Raw genomic sequence first — 19,390 nt, 5'->3', positions numbered from 1 at the left:
TACCGTACGCCAGCGCGGAGCTGGCGTATACTTGCTTGCCTTCACCACCAAAATAAAAGTGACTAGTCCATGATTCATCCGACCGCCCTTATTGATCCGGCCGCGGAGCTTGCAGATGATGTGCGGGTGGGCCCGTATTCCGTGATTGGCCCCAATGTGGAAATTGGAGCGGGCACCGTGGTGGCCTCTCATGTGGTCATCAACGGCCCCACAACTATTGGTCGTAACAACCATATTTTTCAGTTCGCGTCCGTGGGCGAAGACTGCCAAGATAAAAAATATAAGGGAGAGCCAACCCGGCTGGAAATCGGAGACGATAACGTTATTCGTGAATCGGTCACCATTCACCGGGGTACCATTCAGGATAACTCTCTGACTAAAATCGGTGACCGTAATCTCTTGATGGCTTATGTGCACGTGGCCCATGATTGTATCATTGGCGATGACTGTATCTTTGCCAATAATGCGTCTGTAGCGGGCCACGCCCATGTCGGCAATGGTGTGATTCTGGGCGGCATGACAGGGGTGCACCAGTTCTGCAAGATTGGTTCTTACGCGATGACGTCGGGCTGTTCTCTCGTGCTCAAAGATATTCCTGCCTATGTGATGGTATCTGGTAATCCTGCCGGCGCCCGCAGCATGAACTTTGAGGGTATGCGTCGTCGTGGTTGGTCTAAAGATGTGGTTAGCAGCTTGCGCAAGGCTTACAAGCTGGTCTACCGCCAGGGGCTGACATTGGAGCAGGCGTTGCTGGAATTAGAGTCCATGGAGCCGTCGGATGCGCTACAGATTTTTATCGATTCTCTAAAGTCTTCCGAGCGCGGCATCACGCGCTGATATGACACAGCGTAAGGATGCTCCGCTTGTCGCGCTGATTGCCGGGGAAGCTTCCGGGGATATTTTAGGGGCAGGCCTCATGCAGGCCCTTGAAAATCGTTATCCTGGCGCTCGTTTTATTGGTGTGGGTGGCGAGGAGATGGCACAGGCTGGTTTGACTAGCCTGTTCCCCATGGAAAAATTGTCGGTGATGGGAATCACCGAGGTGCTATCACACCTTCCTGAATTATTACGTCTGCGCAAATCTCTGGTCCGCTTTCTGCTTGAGCAGCGGCCGGACGTGGTCGTTGGTATCGACTCTCCAGATTTCACCCTGCCAATTGCGCGTCGTCTTCATGATCGAGGCTTGAAAACCGTTCATTATGTGAGTCCCTCCGTGTGGGCTTGGCGCCAGGGTCGCATTAAAGGCATAAAGAAAAGTATTGATCTGATGCTAACGCTTTTGCCGTTCGAAGCGCGTTTCTATGAGGAGCATGACGTGCCGGTGGCTTTTGTCGGTCACCCGTTGGCCGATCGTATCCCGCTGGAAACGGATGTGGCTGGGGCCCGCAAGGCTCTGGCGCTGGACCGCGATGCTCGTATTTTGGCAGTACTACCAGGAAGCCGAGGAGGTGAAGTGGGGCAATTGATGCCCGCTTTCCTGGACGCTATGGTGGCGCTGAATCACCAGGATCCCACGCTGCAGTATGTGATTCCGGCTGCTAACGCGGCCCGCCGTGAACAAATACAGACGTTGCTGAATACGCAGCCTAATTTGCCCGTGTCATTGATCGATGGACAGAGCCGGACGGTGATGGCGGCGGCGGATGTGGTGCTAATGGCTTCAGGTACAGCCACGCTGGAAGGCTTGTTGCTGAACAAACCGATGGTGGTAGGCTATCGGGTTGGGGCAGTGACTTACGCCATTGTTAGTCGTCTGATAAAAAGTGAATTTTTTTCCTTGCCCAATTTATTGTGTCGGCAGGAAATGGTCCCTGAGCTGCTTCAGAGCCAGCTGACCACGGAAGCGATTGTTGCTGCTGTGCGCCGTTGGTTTGATCAGCCTGAGCAGGCCCAGGCACTAAAAATACAGTTTCAGAGCGTGCATCAACAACTTCGTGGCGGTGCCAGTGAGAAGGCGGCGGCGGCCGTTGCTCGTTTGTTGGAGGCTTGATGGCAGATACGCAACCCTGCGACCCGTTTGCTGAGTATGGCCTAGCTGATCCGTTTATTCCTTCTGATTTTTTTTGGCAGCCGGGCATGCTGGTGGCGGGTGTCGACGAAGTGGGTCGAGGCCCGTTAGTGGGTGCGGTAGTCACCGCGGCAGTGATATTGGACCCAAAGTACCCGATCGTCGGCTTGGCTGATTCCAAAAAAATCAGTGAAAAGAAACGTCTGGCGCTGGAGTCTGAGATTAAGTCTCACGCGCTTGGCTGGGCGTTGGGGCGAGCAGAGTCGGATGAAATTGACCAACTGAACATTCTGCATGCCACCATGCTGGCCATGCAGCGGGCAGTGGCAGCGCTGCCTGTGGAGGCGCATGCTGTACTGATTGATGGTAATCGAGTACCGGCGTTGCAGTGTCCGGCGCAGGCGGTAGTAAAAGGGGATGGGCGTGTACCGGCTATCTCTGCTGCCTCAATTCTTGCCAAAGTGGCGCGGGACCGCGAAATGTATGCCTTGCATGCCCGTTATCCCCAATACGGCTTCGACCGCCATAAAGGCTACCCAACTGCGGTGCATATGGCGGCCCTAGAACAGCATGGCGCCTTGGCCGAGCATCGTCGCTCCTTTGGCCCGGTGGCTGCTGCAATTGCACAAGGGAACCTGTTTTGACTGATCCCCGTTTTGTCCACCTGCGCCTTCATACCGATTATTCACTGGTTGATGGAATCGTTCGGGTTAAGGAACTGACCAAGACCTGCGTAAATGAGCAGATTCCTGCGGTGGCAGTCACCGATGATTCGAATTTGTTTGCCCTGATCAAGTTCTATCAGAATGCCATGAATGCGGGTATCAAACCGTTGATGGGGGCGGATCTCTGGGTGCAGGGCACGCACATAGACGAACCCGCCTATCTGTCGTTTCTGGTGCTTAATGAGGTGGGTTATCAGAACCTGACTTTACTGATTAGTCGTGCTTGGCAGACTAATCAGGATCGCGGGCGCGCTTTGGTGAAACCTGAGTGGCTGGCAGAACTGAATGAAGGCCTGATCGTGCTGTCAGCGGCGAGCCAAGGGGAAGTAGGGCAGTTATTGCTAGCAGGCAAACACGAACAGGCGCAACAGTATGCTCGTTGGCTTGTGTCAACGTACGGTGATCGTTTCTATCTGGAAGTGCAGCGAACCTCTCGACCGGGTGATGAGGATTGTTTGCATGCCAGCGTTGCCTTGGCCGAACAACTTGGCTTGCCAGTGGTAGCCACCAACGATGTTCGCTTTCTTCGTCGCGAAGACTTTGAAGCCCATGAATCTCGAGTCTGCATCCATGACGGTAATACTCTGGATGATCCGCGACGGCCAAAAAAATATTCCGAAGAGCAGTACCTGAAATCTGCCGATGAAATGGCGCAGCTGTTTTCTGATTTGCCCGAAGCGCTTGAGAACACGGTGGAAATTGCTCGCCGCTGCACGCTTGATATTCGTTTAGGAGAAAACTTCCTGCCGGACTTCCCGATTCCGGAGGGCATGACCATTGAGCAATATTTCGAGAAAGTGTCTCACGATGGTCTTGAGGAACGTCTTAAGGTCTTGCTCGATAGCGATGACCCTGAGTATGCATTAAAGCGCAAAGACTACGATGACCGGCTTCGATTTGAGTTGGATATCATCAACCAAATGGGATTTCCCGGTTACTTCCTAATCGTTGCCGATTTTATCCAGTGGGCTAAGGATAACGAGGTGCCGGTGGGACCGGGGCGGGGTTCAGGTGCAGGCTCACTGGTTGCCTATGCTTTAAAAATTACCGATTTGGATCCCATTGGTTACGACCTCCTGTTCGAACGGTTCCTGAACCCCGAACGGGTATCCATGCCTGACTTTGACGTCGACTTCTGCATGGAGAAGCGCGACCGTGTAATCAACTATGTGGCGGATAAGTACGGCCGTGATGCAGTGAGCCAAATCATCACATTCGGTACCATGGCTGCCAAGGCCGTAGTGCGCGATGTGGCGCGGGTGCAAGGTAAGCCCTATGGGCTAGCGGATCGACTTTCCAAGATGATTCCCGGGGTGCCTGGGATGACCTTGAGCAAGGCGTTGGAGCAGGAAGAAACTTTGCGCGAGTTTCTGGAAAGCGATGAAAATTCCGACAAAGAAGCCGCCAATGAAATCATGGAAATGGCTTTCAAGCTGGAAGGCTTGACCCGTAACGTGGGTAAGCATGCAGGGGGGGTAGTGATCGCCCCGGGCAAGCTCACTGACTTTGCGCCGCTGTACTGTGAAGAAGATGGCACCAACCTGGTGACGCAGTACGATAAAGATGACGTGGAATCCGCGGGCCTTGTGAAATTTGACTTTCTCGGCCTGAAAACCCTGACCATCATTGACTGGGCCGTCAAAGCGGCCAATGTGAAGCGTGCTCGCGAAGGGCTGGACGATCTTGTTATCGATCATATCCCGCTAGATGACAGCCCCAGTTTTGACCTATTGAAGCGGGGCGATACCACCGCGGTATTCCAGCTGGAAAGTCAGGGCATGAAGGAGCTAATTAAAAAACTCAAGCCTGACGTTTTTGAAGACATTATCGCATTGGTGGCTCTGTATCGTCCTGGGCCGCTGGAATCTGGCATGGTGGATAATTTCGTCAACCGTAAGCACGGTCGCGAACCTTTGGCCTATCCGGACCCTCAGTACCAACACGAGTGGCTGGAGCCTATCTTAAAACCTTCCTACGGGGTCATCCTGTATCAGGAACAGGTGATGCAGATTGCCCAGGAGCTGGCCGGTTATACACTGGGTGGCGCGGACATGTTGCGCCGGGCTATGGGTAAGAAGAAGCCTGAAGAGATGGAAAAGCAGCGGGCGATCTTTGAAGAAGGGGCAAAAGGAAAGGGGGTAGACGCGGGCCTGGCCATGAAAATCTTTGATTTGGTGGAGAAATTCGCAGGCTACGGTTTCAACAAATCCCACTCTGCAGCTTACGCCTTGGTCGCGTATCAAACCGCCTGGCTAAAGGTCCATTATCCTGCGGAGTTTATGGCGGCCACCATTTCTGCCGATATGCAGAACACCGACAAGGTGGTGACGTTCATTGATGAATGTAAAACCATGGGTTTGCAGGTACTGCCACCGGATGTGAATTCCTGTGGTTACCGCTTTACGGTGAACCCGGAAGGCGACATCGTTTATGGTTTGGGCGCCATCAAGGGGCTGGGTGAAGGGCCCATTGAAGCTATCGTCACTGCACGGGCCGAGGGTGGTGAATTCAAGGATTTGTTTGATTTTTGCCGCCGTATTGACCTGAAAAAAATCAATCGCCGTTCTCTGGAGGCCATGGTGCGCGCTGGTGTGCTGGATAAGCTGGGTCTAAACAGCAGCTTCCATGATAGGGCGCAATTGCTGGCCACCTTGCCGGATGCGATTGCGGCGGCCGACCAGGATGCCCGCAACGAAGCCGCGGGTATTATGGATATGTTCGGGGCGATGGATGACAGTCCGGCCACTGCCGTGGAATGGAAGCCGGCTCGTTCCTGGAATGACGAGACCCGCCTCAACGGTGAGCGAGATACTCTCGGCTTGTTTTTAACTGGGCACCCCATTGATCAGTATGAAAAAGAAGTTCAGCAGTTCGTTACTGCCCGGATTAACGCCCTGCAGCCCACAGCCAAGGGGGAGGCGGCCACTGTGGCTGGATTGGTCGTGGCACTGCGTATTACCCGTAGTAAACGCAGTGGTGAACGAATGGCATTTATCACCCTGGATGACAAAACCGGACGGGTGGAAGTGTCTGTATTCGGTAAGACCTTCGCTGAGTACGGCGAGTTGGTGCAGAAAGATACTTTGCTGATCTTTAAGGGCGGGGTGCGCAATGATGAGTACACCGGCAGCTTTAACCTAGTAGCCGATGAAATCATGGATATGCGCCAAGCCCGGGAAGCATTTGCTCGTCGTCTGCGAGTGGCGGTTCCCATAGAGGAAGGCTTACCCGAGCAGCTTCAGCAAATGCTGTCGCCGTATCAGGGGGGCAATACGCCAGTATTGCTGGATCTGGATCACAGCATCGCCGCCGCGAGCTTTTGGCTGGGTGACGAATGGAAGATTAGCCCTCACGAATCGCTTGTGGAAGAGCTGCGAATCCGCTTTGGAGAAGACGCAGTACGGATGGAGTACTAAGGCGACAAAACGCGCGGCACCAGAGAAAAAGGGGTGTGACTGGCGGGTGGCGTGATTCAGTGGCCTTCAACAGCCACGCTCGGAGCGGTCAGGCCCATGGTTTATCTTGCTGTGCTTCCGGATTGCCGCTTGGAGCGTACCCACGCCTCTATATTGAAACAGTTTGCAACCTAGCCATGTCGGCCATGTCTCGACCTTGTCATCGGGTTGCGGCTACACTTGTTGCTCTCTTTATATGGGCAGGTTGCGTTTGGCGCTCCAGCGTGACGTTTCTGCCATATTAACGCCATAGAGAGGCCATTCTGGCCCGGGCGCATGCTGATAACATCTTGGACAGGCAAAGAATATGAATCCCAATTTCCTCGAATTTGAACAACCGATTGCCGACCTGGAAGCGAAAATCGAGGAACTGCGTTTGGTGGGCAGTGGCAGTGATATAAACATTTCCGAGGAAGTGGCCAAGTTGCAGGAAAAGAGCATCACGCTTACCGAGAGCATTTTCCGAGGGCTAAGCTCCTGGCAAATTTCCCAACTTTCCCGTCATCCTAAACGCCCCTATATGTTGGATTACATCAAGCGGATCTTTACCGACTTTGATGAATTGCATGGTGACCGTGCCTTTTCTGATGATCCTGCGATTATTGGGGGCATGACCCGATTGAACGGGCAGCCAGTGATGGTGATTGGCCATCAAAAAGGCCGCGAAGTGAAAGAAAAGGTTCGTCGCAATTTCGGCATGCCGAAACCGGAAGGTTACCGTAAGGCGCTGCGATTGATGGAAATGGCTGAACGGTTCAAGTTGCCGGTGCTGACGTTCATTGATACGCCTGGGGCGTTTCCGGGGATTGATGCAGAAGAGCGCGGTCAGTCCGAAGCCATTGCCCGTAATTTGCGTGTAATGTCCCAGCTCAAAACCCCCATTATCGCCACTGTTATTGGTGAAGGGGGGTCCGGTGGAGCGCTGGCGATTGGTGTGTGTGACCATTTACAGATGCTGGAATTTTCTACCTATTCGGTTATTTCTCCAGAAGGGTGCGCCTCCATTCTTTGGCGCAGTGCGGATAAAGCCCCTGAAGCTGCGCAAGCCATGGGCCTAACTGCCGGGCGATTACATGAGCTCGGCATCGTTGACCAAGTGATCAAGGAGCCTCTGGGAGGCGCTCACCGGGATTATGACCAAGCTGCCGATGCGATTCGCAAGGCATTGGCAACACAATTGGAATCGCTTGGTTCCATGGAGACTGACGCCCTCATTAACCGCCGTTACGAACGTTTGATGAGTTACGGCAACGTGGTTAGCGACCCCGCCGACGAATAGTCATGTCTGATGCTGCTAGGTTCAGCCAGCGCTTGGCTGAACAGGCCCCAGACGGGCCACTGTTGCTTGCCTTAAGCGGTGGCCTTGATTCCTCTCTATTGCTCCACCTGCTTGTCCAAGCAGGTTTAGCCCCGCGCCTTTGCGCTGTCCATATCGATCATCAACTGCAGGCGGATAGTCGCGCTTGGTCGCGTTTCTGTGGGGCCTTGGCGGATAAGTATGGTATTGCGCTGACGATTGAACCGGTCACCGTGAGCATGGCTGAAGGGCTGGAAGCGGGTGCTCGGGACGCCCGCTACCAAGTGCTATTGCCACTGGCTCGAGCCAAAGGCGCGACGCTGGTGCTGGCACACCATCGCAATGATCAAGCGGAAACGGTGTTGTTCCGGTTGCTACGGGGAGCGGGGGTACAGGGGCTGTCAGCCATGGGTCAGCACAGCCAGCAACAGGGTGTAACGCTCTGGCGACCGTTACTTGGCCTGGGTCGGCATGTTCTTGAAAAATGGGGGGCCGAGTTATCGCTTAATTGGTTGGAAGACCCCAGTAACCAGGACCAAAGCCTGCGACGTAATTATCTTCGCCATACTATCCTTCCGGCACTGCGCGAGCGTTGGCCCGGTGCTGACGCCACGCTTGCCCGGGCCGCAGAGCACATGGCTGAGGCCAATCAATTGCTGACAGAAGTCGCGGTCCAGGATGCCGCAAGCATAGGCGTATCCGGGGCTGTTCTGCCGCTGCACCGCCTGGCGGAGTTATCCTTGGCGCGCCAACGTAATGTACTGCGGTGGTGGCTGCAGAAAAACCGGGCCTCCGCCCCCAGCGCTGCCGTTCTTGAACAGATTCGAGTGTTGCATCTGGCAGCAGAGGATAGCCAAGCCCGAGTCGAGTGGGGCGGATATGCGGTTCGCGTGTATCAGGGAGCTCTACACTTTGCTCGTCGTGAAGCCTTCCAGCCCTGGCAAGGTGACATACTCTGGCCTGAAGGCGAGGCACCGCCGGACTTGCCCCGTTGGCGTTGGACACAGCACGCTGTGGAAGGCGCAGTATGGGTGCTGCGACCTGCTGGGGATATTCAACTCCGCTCATTCACCGGTGCCCTGACTCTGCGGCGCAATGGCTTGCGCCAGAAAATCAAAGAGCTCTGGCGTGCGGCAGGCGTGCCGCCTTGGCAACGCCGGCAGTGGCCGCTACTTTGCCGAGATGGCGAGGTGGTGAGTGTGCCGCTGGTGGGGCTGGCCGATGACGAAGCGCTCGAGCGCGCTGAGCGCTGGTATTTATTACCGGCTGGTTCTGCGTCTGACTAATAATCCTGTCGGGTTGCCTGTGTGGCACCGGCTCATTGTCCGTTCTGTCTCACAGGGAAATACGACAGGTAGCCTCGTTTCCTGCTGGCGGTTCAGACAAACTTATTCGCTATTCGGCTCAGGGTTCTATTGCAAAAAACGCCTCTCAGCATAAAGGAAGCACCATGCTGACCCTTCAGCAACACGTGCAGCAGACATTCAAGCTTCAGGGTTTTCGCCCCGGCCAGGAGAGGGTCATTAATGCCTTGCTGGCCGGGCGATCCGCGCTAGCAGTCTTTCCCACCGGTGGTGGTAAGAGCCTGTGCTACCAATTACCTGCGTTGATGCTGGACGGAGTCACGTTGGTGGTGTCTCCACTGATTGCATTGATGAAAGACCAGGTCGACCAACTGCACCGCTTAGGTATTGCGGCGGCGCGGTTGGATTCCAGCGTGGATGCCGAGCAGCTGCAGTCCATCTATCGAGGCTTGGAAGACGGCAGTATAAAGTTGCTTTACGTGGCACCGGAACGCCTGGCCAATGAGCGCTTTCTAGCCCGGCTGAAACGGCTATCGATCAGCATGATGGCCGTGGATGAAGCCCATTGTGTGTCTGAATGGGGGCATAACTTTCGCCCGGATTATTTGAAGTTGGCGCAGTTGGCGAAAGAGCTGGAGGTTGGGCGGGTGCTGGCGTTAACGGCTACCGCTACGCCTCAAGTGGCGCAGCAGATCTGTGACAGCTTTGCCATTGCCCCTGCCGACCATGTGCAAACCGGGTTTTTCCGTCCCAATTTGGCGTTGAGTGTCCGCCCCTACAATGTGGAAGAGCGAGGTCGGGCACTGCTGGAAGCGTTACAGGCTCGTCCCTCGGAGCCGGCGATTGTCTATGTCACTCTGCAGAAAACGGCAACGCAGGTGGCGGCTTTGCTGAGCGAGCAGGGGTTGAATGCACAGGCTTACCATGCGGGATTGAAAGGTGAGGAGCGGCATCGCGTTCAGGAAGCGTTCATGTCGGGGCAGGTAAATATCGTGGTGGCCACCATTGCTTTCGGGATGGGTATCGACAAGGCGGATATTCGGGGTATCTATCACTACAACCTGCCCAAGTCCCTGGAAAACTATATGCAGGAAATTGGCCGGGCAGGGCGAGACGGCGAGCCTTCACAATGTGTGCTGCTGGCCAGTTCGGACGACCTGACCGTGCTGGAAAATTTCAGTTACGGCGATACCCCAGACAGTGAAGCGCTAGCCGGGCTCATTGGCTGGCTGGTGAATCAACCGGCGCAGTTCGACCTTGCGGTGCATGAATTGTCTGGGCAGTTTGATGTCCGCCCTCTGGTTATTAATACCCTGCTGACCTATCTGGAGTTGGACGGGATTATTCGTTCGACAGCGCCGTTCTATACGGAGTACAAGCTGGCATTTCAGATATCTCAAGCTGAGGTGTTGGCTCAGTTCGACCATGAGCGAGCGGATTTTTTGCGGCAGGTCTTTGCTGCGGGTAAAGAGGGGCGCATCTGGCTCACTCTGAAACCGATTGCCGTGGCGGACCAATTGCAGGTCGATCGGGTGCGAATTCTCAAGGCGATTGGCTATCTTGAGCAGCAGGGCATGGTTGAGGTGCGTGTGGCTGGGGTGCGCCAGGGCTACCGGATGGTCAATCGTCCAGCTGATCCGCAGGCGTTGACGGCACAGATCGCAGAGCAGTTTCGTGTTCGTGAGCAGCGCGACATCCAGCGGCTGCAGCAAGTATGTAATTGGGCGCAAAGTAGCGATTGTTACCAGCGGGGCTTAGTGGGTTATTTCGGTGAGCAGTTGCCTCAAGCCTGCGGCCAGTGCAGTGCCTGTAAAGGCGAACACCAGCGGTTTCCTGAGCGTCATCGGACTGCTCCTGATTCGGCAGTAATCCTGGCGGTTATAGCGCAAAGGCACGGGGCTCTGGCGACCCCTCGCCAACTGGCCCGTTTTCTCTGTGGCATTAGTAGCCCCCGCGCCAGTCGGGCTCGACTGGCGCGGCACCGGTCGTTCGGATCACAGATGGAGGTGCCCTTCGCCGAGGTATTGGCCGCGTGTCGGGCGATGCTAGAGCCGTAATGGGGGGCAGGGGGCAGCCTTTGACTTTACCGTGGGAGCGGTGCAGTGATCGTTGCTGTAACGCAATGCCGGCGTCAGGCGGGTGCCATTCACTATTTCCGCTCCCAAGAGCGATTCCGATTGAGCACAGGGGCGGCTTCTGTTAACATTTCCTCCCGTCCTGATGTAGCGCAAGCTCCTGAATTTTCAGGTGTTCAATCGTCTCTTGCGTCGCCGGCCAACCCGATTCATGAAAACTCCTTGCCCGTCTGTAACGTGCAGGGTGTTTTTTTTATGGGGGTCGGTACACTTTGACGATGGTGCTATTAACCCACTAGCGATCTGGTGAGTGCATGTCTCGTTTCATCTTTGTCACCGGCGGTGTGGTGTCGTCTCTGGGGAAGGGGATTACCTCTGCGTCCCTGGCCACCCTGTTGGAAGCCCGCGGTCTCAACGTGACCCTGATTAAAATGGATCCTTATATTAATGTGGATCCCGGTACCATGAGCCCTTACCAGCATGGTGAGGTATTTGTGACTGAAGATGGCGCCGAAACCGATCTGGATTTGGGTCATTACGAGCGTTTTATTCGCACTCGCTTGAACCGCCGCAACAGCTTTACGACTGGTCGTGTGTATCAGCACGTGCTGGATAAAGAGCGTCGAGGTGAATACCTCGGTGCCACCGTGCAAGTCATTCCCCATATCACCGATGAGATCAAACTTAAGATTCGCGAAGGCGCCGGTGATGCGGATGTGGCTATCGTAGAAATTGGTGGTACCGCGGGCGATATTGAATCTCTGCCTTTCCTGGAAGCAGCCCGTCAGATGCGTGTTGAATTGGGCTCTAGCCAGTCCTTACTGGTGCATCTGACCTTGGTGCCTTATATCGCCACCGCCGGCGAGATCAAGACTAAGCCGACCCAGCACTCCGTGAAAGAGCTACGCTCCATCGGCCTGCAACCGGATATTCTGGTGTGCCGTGCGGATGACCCGATTCCGCAGAGTGCCCGTGAAAAAATTGCCTTGTTTACCAATGTGGAAGCGCGGGCGGTGATTTCCTCACCGGACTGCAAGACCATTTATCAGGTGCCGCGGGGTATGCACGAGCAGGGCCTGGATGCCATCGTGGTGGAAAAATTCGGCCTGGACCTGCCGGAACCGGATCTCGGTGAATGGGACCGTGTGGTGGAAGCTCAGTTGAACCCGGAGCACGAAGTCACTGTCGGCATGGTCGGCAAGTACATTGAACTGGTTGATGCATACAAATCGCTCAATGAAGCGTTGATCCATGCAGGTATCAGCAACCGTGCCAAGGTCAATATCCTTTATCTGGATGCAGAAGATATCGAGCGCGACGGCACCGGTGTGCTGGAAAGTCTCGACGCGATTCTGGTGCCCGGTGGTTTCGGCGACCGGGGTACGGAAGGCAAGATTGCCGCGATCCGTTATGCTCGTGAGAATAAGGTGCCCTATCTGGGTATTTGTCTTGGTATGCAATTGGCGGTGATTGAATATGCTCGCCATGTGGCGGGGATTGAAAAAGCGCATTCATCTGAGCTTAACCCAAACACCCCGGACCCGGTGGTGGGCCTGATTACCGAATGGATCACCGAAGACGGGCAGAAGGAACTGCGTTCGGCGGATTCTGACCTGGGTGGTACCATGCGTTTGGGTGGTCAGGAGTGTGTACTTGAAGCTGATAGCCGTGCTGCTGAGTGTTATGGCAGCACGCATATCGTAGAGCGTCATCGCCACCGTTATGAGGTGAATAACAACTACTTGCCGCAGTTGGAAGCGGCAGGTTTGAAAATTGTTGGCCGTTCCGCGGATGGTGAGCTTGTGGAAGTGATTGAAGTGGGCGACCACCCGTGGTTTGTGGCTTGTCAGTTCCACCCTGAGTTCACTTCCACCCCTCGTGACGGTCACGGTTTGTTCAAAGGTTATGTGGCCGCCGCCCTGGCGGAACAAAAGGCCCACAAGGAGACGTGACCCGTGAGTAGCCAGAAGACCATTCATCTAAATGGGCTGGAATTCGCCAATGACAAGCCCATGGCCTTGTTTGGTGGCATGAATGTGTTGGAATCCCGGGACCTGGCCATGCAGGTGGCCGAGGCGTATGCCGAGGCGACCAGCAAGCTGAACATGCCTTGGGTATTCAAGGCCAGTTTCGACAAGGCCAACCGGTCTTCGCTTAGTTCCTACCGTGGGCCGGGGATGGAAGAAGGGCTGAAAATCTTCGAGGAAGTAAAGAAGACGTTTAACTGCCCGTTGATCACCGACGTGCACGAGCCTGGCCAAGCAGGGCCGGTGGCAGAAGTGGTCGATATTATTCAGTTGCCGGCCTTCTTGGCACGGCAGACGGATCTGGTGGTGGCTATGGCAAAGACCGGCGCCATCATCAACATCAAGAAACCCCAGTTCCTAGCACCTCACGAAATGTCGCATATCTTGCACAAGTGTGAGGATGCCGGAAACGATCAGCTGATTCTTTGCGAGCGTGGGTCTAGCTTTGGGTACAACAACCTAGTGGTGGACATGCTCGGCTTTGGCATCATGAAGCAGTTTAACTATCCGGTCTTTTTCGATGTGACTCATGCCTTGCAGAAGCCGGGAGGTAGGGCCGACAGTGCTGATGGTCGCCGCGCCCAAGTCGCTGAATTGGGCCGCGCTGGCATCAGTCAGGGCATCGCCGGGCTGTTCCTTGAAGCCCACCCGGACCCGGATAACGCGAAATGCGATGGCCCCTGCGCCCTGCGACTGGATCGCCTAGAGCCATTCCTCGCACAGATGCAAACCCTGGATAATACCGTAAAGGCACTGCCTGCCTTCGAAAATAACTGATTTGAGTTTGGAGATTTACCGACATGTCCAAGATCGTTGACATCAAGGCCCGCGAAATTCTGGATTCCCGTGGCAACCCGACCATCGAAGCTGATGTGATTCTCGAGTCCGGCGCTAGTGGCAGTGCCTGTGCACCCAGTGGTGCCTCTACCGGTTCGCGCGAAGCGCTGGAACTGCGTGACGGTGACAAGTCCCGCTATCTGGGCAAGGGCGTCACCAAGGCGGTAGGCAATGTGAACTCTGCTATTCGTGAGCTGCTGGTGGGCATGGAGGTGTCCGATCAAAAGGCGCTGGACCAGGCCATGCTGGATGCCGATGGTACCGGGAACAAGGGTAACCTGGGCGCCAATGCCATCCTGGCGGTGTCTTTGGCTGCGGCTAAGGCGGCGGCAGTGGATCAGGGCAAGCCTCTCTACGAGTACATCTCTGACCTGCAAGACGATGACAACGAATACTCCCTGCCAGTACCCATGATGAACATCATCAATGGTGGTGAGCATGCCGATAACAATGTGGACATTCAGGAATTCATGATCCAGCCGGTGGGCGCGCCCACTGTGGCCGAAGCGATCCGATACGGTGCAGAAATCTTTCACGCCCTGAAAGGGGTGCTTAAGAAGCGTGGCCTGAATACCGCGGTAGGCGATGAAGGCGGTTTTGCGCCTAATTTGCCGAGTAACGAAGCGGCGCTGGAAGCGATTATGGAAGCCATCGAAATCGCGGGCTATAAGGCCGGTGATGACGTGACTCTGGCGCTTGACTGTGCAGCCAGCGAATTCTACAAGGATGGCAAGTATGTGTTGGCGGGCGAAGACCGCAGCATGAATTCTGAAGAGTTTGCCGATTATCTGGCTGAGCTGTGCGATCGCTATCCGATCATTTCCATTGAAGATGGCATGGACGAGTCTGACTGGGATGGCTGGAAAATTCTCACTGAAAAGCTGGGCAAAAAAGTTCAGTTGGTCGGTGATGATTTGTTCGTGACCAACACCCGTATTCTGCAGCGTGGCATTGACGAGAAAGTGGCTAACTCCATTCTTATCAAATTCAACCAGATCGGTTCTCTTACCGAAACCTTGGATGCCATCAAGATGGCCAAGGATGCCGGCTACACTGCGGTCATTTCTCATCGCAGTGGTGAAACTGCGGATACCACCATTGCGGACTTGGCTGTGGCTACGGCTGCAGGGCAGATCAAGACAGGCTCCTTGTGCCGTTCTGATCGAGTGGCCAAGTACAACCGTTTGATTCGCATTGAACAAGAGCTGGGGCGTGCTGCGTACCATGGCCGTAAAGAGTTCAAGCTGCTCGGCTAAGTGATGCCAGCGTCCAAGGGCAAATCCAGCGCCAGCAATCACCAAGGCAATGCCACAGGGCTGACACGACAACTGTCTCCTGGTAGGCAAATTGTGTTGGCGTTGCTGGCGCTGTTGTTTTTGGGGCTACAAGCACGCCTCTGGTTTGGTGAGGGCAGCTTGCGGCATGTGGCCATGTTGAAAAAAGATGTGGCTGTGCTCAAGCAAAGCAATGCCAAGTTGGCAGAGCGGAATCAACTCATGGCCGCTGACGTAAACGATCTGAAGCGGGGTACGGAAGCGGTGGAAGAAATTGCGCGCAAAGATCTGGGGATGGTTCGCACGGGCGAAACCTTTTTCCTGATCCTAGAACAACCTCGGGGCGCTGAGTGAATCCTGCTATCGCCGGGCCTTTATACGCCGTTGTTCCCGCCGCAGGGGTGGGTAGCAGAATGGGAGCCGGCATTCCCAAGCAGTACCTTTCCCTGACAGGCCAAACCTTGGCAGAACATACTCTCAATCGATTGTTGTCTTTTGCACCGATACACAAAGTGGTGGTGGCCGTGTCGGGTGATGATCCCTGGTGGCCGACGCTCTCCGTATCCCGTCATCCTCGTATCCAGACCGTTAATGGTGGCGACACCCGCGCCGCCTCGGTGCGTAATGGCGTCGCTGCGGTGATAGAGGAAGGCGGAGAGGATGCCTGGGTGTTGGTGCACGATATGGCTCGCCCGCTGGTTCGCCTCTCCGACATTCAGTTGTTGCTGGATCAAGCTGGGGATCGAGGCGCGATACTTGCCTTGCCGGTGGTCGATACCATCAAGCAGGCGGATGCGAGTCAGTACATCAAAAGCACCCTGGATCGTGAGTGTATTTGGCGGGCGCTAACGCCCCAGCTGTTTCCGGCGCGCGGGTTACTGGGGGCGCTTCAAGGTGACCTTGACGGGATTACTGATGAAGCCTCTGCCATGGAGAAAAATGGCTGGCAGCCGGCACTGGTGGCTGGCCATAGTGACAATATCAAGGTCACTGTCCCGGACGATTTGCCACTGGCTCGCTTTTATCTTAGCCGGCAACGGGGAGATGACAATGATGAAGGAGGACAGTGGTGAGCGTGCGTATCGGTCAGGGTTTTGATGTTCATGCCTTTGATGAAGGTGACCATGTGATGTTAGGTGGTGTCGCCATCCCCCACAGCCATGGGTTGAAAGCCCATTCTGATGGTGATGTGGCTTTGCATGCACTCTCTGACGCCTTACTTGGTGCGCTAGCGTTGGGCGATATCGGGCACCACTTCCCGGATACTGACCCGCAATGGCGAGGGGCCGATTCAGGCCAGCTGTTAACGGCTATTTATTCTTCCATTCTTGATGCCGGGTGGCGATTGGGCAACGCGGACCTAACGGTAATTTGTCAGGCGCCAAAACTGGCACCACACATTCTCGCCATGCGCGAACGGATTGCGGCGCTGTTGCAATGCGAACAAGGACAGGTTTCTGTGAAAGCGACCACCACGGAAAAACTGGGCTTCATCGGCCGCAAGGAAGGTATCGCGGTGCAGGCCGTAGTACTGCTGGAGAGTCAGTGAATTACCCTATGGAAACAACCGAAACCGGTTTGCCCAGAGCCCACGGTGGGCCGGTTTGCCAGGGCATATTGAAAGCTCGGCCAGAGGACTTTCAGGTTGCGGAGCATATGCACGTGACCCCGGAAGGCCAGGGCGAACATCTTTGGCTGGAAATCGAAAAAACCGGCTGGAATACCGAAGACGTGGCCATGTTGCTGGCTAAACAGGCTCGGGTCCATCGCCTTTCGGTGGGCTATAGCGGGCTAAAAGACAAACATGCTGTGACCCGGCAATGGTTTAGCCTGCACCTGCCGGGCAAAGACGACCCGGACTTTCATTGGCCCGATGGGCTTACCGTTCTGCAATCCGGCCGTCATCGCCGCAAGCTCAATCGTGGCACTCACCGTGCCAACGATTTCCGCCTTCGCGTCACCCGCTTCGTGGGTGATCGGGATGCATTGGAGCAGCAGCTACAGATGATTATCGCGCAAGGGGTGCCGAACTACTTCGGTGAGCAACGTTTTGGCCGAGGATCAGGGAACCTGGTGCGCGGCACAGAATGGTTGCTGGGCGGTGAGGCGCCGCGTAAGAAGGCCTTGCGGGGTATGTGGCTGTCCGCGGTGCGCAGCAATCTGTTTAATCTGATCCTCGCCGAAAGGGTGCGCCAAGGTTGTTGGAATACCGTGCTGGGCGGCGACATTTTGCAGCCGCAAGGCAGCCGGGGCTTGTTCCTGGCCGATGACGACCCGGCCGCGATGGAGCGTGTGGCCAATGGCGAGGTACACCCTACGGCCCCTTTGCCGGGCGTGCCGGGCATGGCATCATCTGGCCCCTGTAATCAGCTTGAACAGCAAATACTGGCGCCCCATGCTCCTGTCATAGAGGGGCTGCGGCAGATCAAGGTAGAAGAAGCCCGCCGCGCCACCCGGTTGCCGGTACGGGACTTGCAGTGGGTCTGGCATACGGATCCAGAACGGGAAGGGGAAGACTGCTTGGAGCTGGCGTTTACGCTGCCCACAGGCGCTTTTGCCACGACAGTAATGGCAGAGCTTGTCAGTTCACCGGCTGACTGACTCGCATTGAGGCAAACGAACACAGATGGATATCCAACTCAGCGGCATCGGTATGACCTCTGCACGGACCCGGGATAGGTTAGTGCAGCGGCTGCGTGATGCCGGTATCCAGGACGAGCGCGTACTGGACGCTATTCGTAATACACCTCGACATTTGTTTATCGAAGAAGCGCTGGCTCACCAGGCCTATGACGATACCGCCTTGCCTATCGGCCATGGTCAGACCATCTCCCAGCCCTGGGTAGTGGCACGGATGACCGAGCTGCTGATTGCCAAGGGCAAGCCCCGCAAGGTGCTAGAAATTGGCACTGGCTGTGGTTACCAAACAGCGGTGCTGGCGCCTTTTTGCGACGAGCTTTATTCGGTGGAACGTATTCGCCCGTTACAGGATCTGGCACGCAAACGTCTGCTACAGCTGGGGCTGGCCAAGGTCCAGCTCAAACATGCTGACGGCGGCTTCGGCTGGACAGCGGAGGCGCCATTCGATGCTATTCTTGCGGCCTGTGCCCGCGTGGATATTCCTGAGGGTTTATTATCGCAGTTGGCAGATGGTGGCCGCCTGGTGATGCCTGTCGGCGGCGATCGTCAGCAGGTTCTCACTGTGGTTGATCGTGACGGTGACCAGTTCCGTAGCCAAACGCTGGATTCGGTACGGTTTGTGCCTTTTCAGCGCGGGGTGTTGAGGTAAGGTGGCTAAAAGCTACAAGTCGCGTTGAAGCTCGTTGTTTGCTTCTTCAGCGGTCGAGAAAATTCATTCCCACCCCGCATTGATGTGTGCAGCGTGATGCATGAGGCGTAAAGATGATTCGACCCGGTATTTTTTTTCGTGGCATGGCCATGGGAACGGCTGATGTGGTGCCCGGTGTTTCCGGTGGTACTCTGGCGTTGATTACCGGTATCTATGAAGAGCTGATCAATACTCTGGGGGGGATCACTCCCCGGTTGCTGGTCGTGTGGCGCCAGCAAGGTTTCGTTGCTGTCTGGCAGCAGGCCAATCTGACTTTTCTTTTTACCTTGCTGGCCGGTATTTTTACCAGTATCGCGGTGTTGGCACGGCTGATTACCTGGCTTTTGGAAACCCATCCAGTACCGATTTGGGCGTTTTTTAGCGGTTTGATACTGGCCAGTATCCCGCTGGTTTTAAAACCCTTGCAGCAGCGCGGGGCAATACAGATTGGTGCCTTTTTTCTGGGCACAGTGGTCGCGGTGGCGATTGGTTTAGCGCCGGCATTGTCCGCGGCAGGTAGCGGAGCATTGGTTTTTTTCTTCAGCGGCATGCTGGCTATTTGCGCCATGATTCTGCCCGGCATTTCGGGCAGTTTTATTCTTCTTTTACTGGGCATGTATCAACCTGTGCTTGAAGCTGTGAAGCAGGCGCAGTTTTCATTACTGCTGGCATTTATGGCGGGTTGTGCGGTTGGCTTGTTGAGCTTTGTACATGTGCTCAAGTGGACGCTACAGCGTTTCCATGACACCGTCATGGCGCTATTGGCAGGCTTTATGGCCGGTTCGTTGTTGAAGCTGTGGCCGTGGCGAATCAGTGGCGAGCAGGGTATTTCCGATCAATGGCTGTGGCCAGCACAGTATGCCCAGGTTACGGGCCAGGGGGCGCAATTACCCCTGTCGTTGATAATGTTGGTTGTGGCTGCAGTAGTGGTCTGGTTACTTTATCGGGCTGCTCCGGTACATAATGTTGCACAAGCTAAGGACTGAATGCTGGCTCAGTATGGGTTACGGTGCAGTAGGCACTTCAAATTCGGTTTCCTGGTAACGGGGAGGGTTAATGG

General features: G+C 55.4%; 16 protein-coding genes. All 16 read left to right on the top strand.

The window, feature by feature from the left end; genetic code table 11:
* The first annotated feature begins 69 nt into the window (after positions 1–69).
* The 16 genes from lpxA to Y017_RS01060 all read left to right on the top strand — a co-directional run bounded on the left by lpxA (position 70) and on the right by Y017_RS01060 (position 19,316).
* Positions 70–837 (top strand): acyl-ACP--UDP-N-acetylglucosamine O-acyltransferase, encoded by a 768-nt coding sequence (lpxA, locus tag Y017_RS01135; protein ID WP_011588438.1) that lies wholly within the window; start codon positions 70–72, stop codon positions 835–837.
* A 1-nt stretch (position 838) separates the two neighbouring features.
* Positions 839–1,990: a lipid-A-disaccharide synthase gene (lpxB, locus tag Y017_RS01130; protein WP_011588439.1), complete on the top strand. Its 1,152-nt coding sequence runs from the start codon at positions 839–841 to the stop codon at positions 1,988–1,990.
* Positions 1,990–2,652: a ribonuclease HII gene (gene rnhB, locus Y017_RS01125; protein WP_011588440.1), complete on the top strand. Its 663-nt coding sequence runs from the start codon at positions 1,990–1,992 to the stop codon at positions 2,650–2,652. Before lpxB ends, rnhB begins: the two co-directional genes overlap by 1 nt.
* Entirely contained in the window at positions 2,649–6,149 is a 3,501-nt protein-coding gene (gene dnaE / locus Y017_RS01120; RefSeq protein WP_011588441.1) for a DNA polymerase III subunit alpha, read from the top strand. The genes rnhB and dnaE overlap by 4 nt, the downstream gene beginning before the upstream one ends.
* A gap of 346 nt (positions 6,150–6,495) precedes the next feature.
* On the top strand, positions 6,496–7,467 hold the full coding sequence (locus tag Y017_RS01115; protein WP_035458332.1) for an acetyl-CoA carboxylase carboxyltransferase subunit alpha: 972 nt from the start codon (positions 6,496–6,498) through the stop codon (positions 7,465–7,467).
* A gap of 2 nt (positions 7,468–7,469) precedes the next feature.
* A complete protein-coding gene (gene tilS / locus Y017_RS01110) occupies positions 7,470–8,771 on the top strand; it encodes a tRNA lysidine(34) synthetase TilS (RefSeq protein WP_035458330.1) in 1,302 nt (433 codons plus the stop codon).
* 164 nt (positions 8,772–8,935) lie between these two features.
* The gene (locus tag Y017_RS01105; RefSeq protein ID WP_035458329.1) at positions 8,936–10,846 is read left to right on the top strand and encodes an ATP-dependent DNA helicase RecQ; all 1,911 of its coding nucleotides are present in this window, start codon (positions 8,936–8,938) and stop codon (positions 10,844–10,846) included.
* A 332-nt stretch (positions 10,847–11,178) separates the two neighbouring features.
* Positions 11,179–12,816: a CTP synthase gene (locus Y017_RS01100; RefSeq protein ID WP_011588445.1), complete on the top strand. Its 1,638-nt coding sequence runs from the start codon at positions 11,179–11,181 to the stop codon at positions 12,814–12,816.
* 3 nt (positions 12,817–12,819) lie between these two features.
* Positions 12,820–13,668: a 3-deoxy-8-phosphooctulonate synthase gene (gene kdsA / locus Y017_RS01095; RefSeq protein WP_035458328.1), complete on the top strand. Its 849-nt coding sequence runs from the start codon at positions 12,820–12,822 to the stop codon at positions 13,666–13,668.
* A gap of 23 nt (positions 13,669–13,691) precedes the next feature.
* Complete coding sequence (eno, locus tag Y017_RS01090; RefSeq protein WP_035458326.1) at positions 13,692–14,984, top strand: phosphopyruvate hydratase; 1,293 nt, start codon at positions 13,692–13,694, stop codon at positions 14,982–14,984.
* A gap of 3 nt (positions 14,985–14,987) precedes the next feature.
* Positions 14,988–15,356, top strand: coding sequence for a septum formation initiator family protein (locus Y017_RS01085; protein WP_050731505.1), 369 nt, complete (start codon positions 14,988–14,990; stop codon positions 15,354–15,356).
* Entirely contained in the window at positions 15,353–16,075 is a 723-nt protein-coding gene (gene ispD, locus Y017_RS01080; RefSeq protein WP_101234982.1) for a 2-C-methyl-D-erythritol 4-phosphate cytidylyltransferase, read from the top strand. The genes Y017_RS01085 and ispD overlap by 4 nt, the downstream gene beginning before the upstream one ends.
* On the top strand, positions 16,069–16,551 hold the full coding sequence (gene ispF / locus Y017_RS01075; RefSeq protein ID WP_035458324.1) for a 2-C-methyl-D-erythritol 2,4-cyclodiphosphate synthase: 483 nt from the start codon (positions 16,069–16,071) through the stop codon (positions 16,549–16,551). The genes ispD and ispF overlap by 7 nt, the downstream gene beginning before the upstream one ends.
* Before the next feature lie 8 nt (positions 16,552–16,559).
* The gene (gene truD, locus Y017_RS01070; protein ID WP_035458697.1) at positions 16,560–17,603 is read left to right on the top strand and encodes a tRNA pseudouridine(13) synthase TruD; all 1,044 of its coding nucleotides are present in this window, start codon (positions 16,560–16,562) and stop codon (positions 17,601–17,603) included.
* A 25-nt stretch (positions 17,604–17,628) separates the two neighbouring features.
* Complete coding sequence (locus tag Y017_RS01065; RefSeq protein WP_011588452.1) at positions 17,629–18,291, top strand: protein-L-isoaspartate(D-aspartate) O-methyltransferase; 663 nt, start codon at positions 17,629–17,631, stop codon at positions 18,289–18,291.
* 113 nt (positions 18,292–18,404) lie between these two features.
* Positions 18,405–19,316, top strand: coding sequence for a DUF368 domain-containing protein (locus Y017_RS01060; RefSeq protein ID WP_011588453.1), 912 nt, complete (start codon positions 18,405–18,407; stop codon positions 19,314–19,316).
* The last annotated feature ends 74 nt before the right edge of the window (positions 19,317–19,390 follow it).

The organism is Alcanivorax sp. 97CO-5, assembly GCF_000524665.1.
GTDB classification, from domain to species: domain Bacteria; phylum Pseudomonadota; class Gammaproteobacteria; order Pseudomonadales; family Alcanivoracaceae; genus Alcanivorax; species Alcanivorax borkumensis.
The sequence above is the reverse complement of the archived record's forward strand: the minus strand, read 5'-3'. Positions and strand labels throughout refer to the sequence as shown.